The sequence below is a fragment of the Arthrobacter sp. CC3 genome (assembly GCF_039907775.1).
GTDB lineage: Bacteria > Actinomycetota > Actinomycetes > Actinomycetales > Micrococcaceae > Arthrobacter.
This window is the reverse complement of the sequence record NZ_JARCCY010000097.1, coordinates 1-1,461: the sequence shown is the minus strand read 5'-3', so window position 1 is coordinate 1,461 and position 1,461 is coordinate 1. Positions and strand designations below refer to the sequence as shown.

General features: G+C 65.6%; 1 protein-coding gene. It reads left to right on the top strand.

All coding sequences use genetic code 11. From position 1 onward, the window contains the following. Nucleotides 1–13: 13 nt before the first annotated feature. Complete coding sequence (locus PV761_RS24125) at nt 14–1,456, top strand: L-serine ammonia-lyase (protein WP_347900041.1); 1,443 nt, start codon at nt 14–16, stop codon at nt 1,454–1,456. The last annotated feature ends 5 nt before the right edge of the window (nt 1,457–1,461 follow it).

Here is a 1,461-nt window from a genome sequence, read left to right as displayed (position 1 = left end):
AGGAACCCCGGCCATGGCTGTTGGTGTGTTTGATCTTTTTTCCATCGGGATTGGGCCGTCGAGTTCGCATACGGTGGGTCCGATGCGTGCTGCGGCGGTGTTCGCCGAAGAGCTTCGGTCCTCCGGTGACCTGGCGAGGGTGGCGGGGTTGCGGGTGGATTTGTATGGCTCGCTCGCCGCGACCGGGCATGGTCATGGGACGATGACGGCGATCCTGCTGGGGTTGGAGGGTTTCCATCCGGAGAAGATCCTGCCGGCGGAGGTGGAGGAGCGGCTGGCGGCGATCGCGGAGTCCGGGAAGCTGCGGCTGGCCGGTGCTGTTGATGGTGGCGGGGTGGCCCTGGAGTACGGGGTGAAGGATATGGTGTTGCGGCCGTTGACGGTCCTGCCGCGGCATACGAACGGGATGACGTTTACGGTCACGGATGGCGCCGGTGAGGTGCTGCATGTGGCGACGTTTTTCTCGGTGGGCGGCGGGTTTATTGTCCGTGAGGGTGAGGAGGACGCGGCGCAGCAGGAGCTGGAGGAGTCGAAGAAGGAGCTGCCGTTGCCGTTCCGTACGGCGGCGGAGTTGCTGGGCCGGTGCCAGTCCAAGGGTTTGTCCATCGGGGAGATCATGTTCGTGAACGAGCGGGCGTCCCGGTCCGAGGAGGAGATCCGGGCGGGGCTGCTGCACATTTACTCGGTGATGGAGGAGTGTGTGGCGGTGTCGTTGAAGCGTGAGGGGTTGTTGCCGGGAGGTTTGAAGGTCCGGCGCCGGGCTCCGGACTGGCATGAGCGTTTGCTGAAGGAGACCCGGGACCAGGATGCGGGCCGGCAGGATCCGGAGTACCGGGATCCGAAGTACTGGCAGGAGTGGGTGAACCTGATCGCGCTGGCGGTCAATGAGGAGAACGCTTCGGGCGGGCGGGTGGTCACGGCGCCGACGAACGGGGCGGCCGGGATCATTCCGGCGGTGTTGTATTACGCGCTGCATTTCGCGCCGGGGATGGATCAGGCCACGCAGGCGGACCGGGATGATGTGGTGGTGAAGTTCCTGCTGGCCGCTGGTGCGGTCGGGGTGTTGTACAAGGAGCAGGCCTCGATTTCGGGGGCGGAGGTGGGTTGCCAGGGCGAGGTGGGTTCGGCGTCCTCGATGGCCGCTGCCGGGTTGGCGGAGGTCATGGGCGGCACGCCCCAGCAGGTGGAGAACGCGGCGGAGATCGCGATGGAGCACAACCTCGGGCTGACGTGTGATCCGATCGGCGGTCTGGTGCAGATCCCGTGTATTGAGCGGAACGCGATCGCGGCTGCGAAGGCGATCAACGCCGCGAAGATGGCGCTCTGGGGTGACGGGACGCACCGGGTGTCCCTGGACGAGGTGATCGTGACCATGCGCGAGACCGGCAAGGACATGTCCTCCAAATACAAGGAAACCGCGATGGGCGGCCTCGCCGTCAACGTCGTCGAATGCTGAAGCCG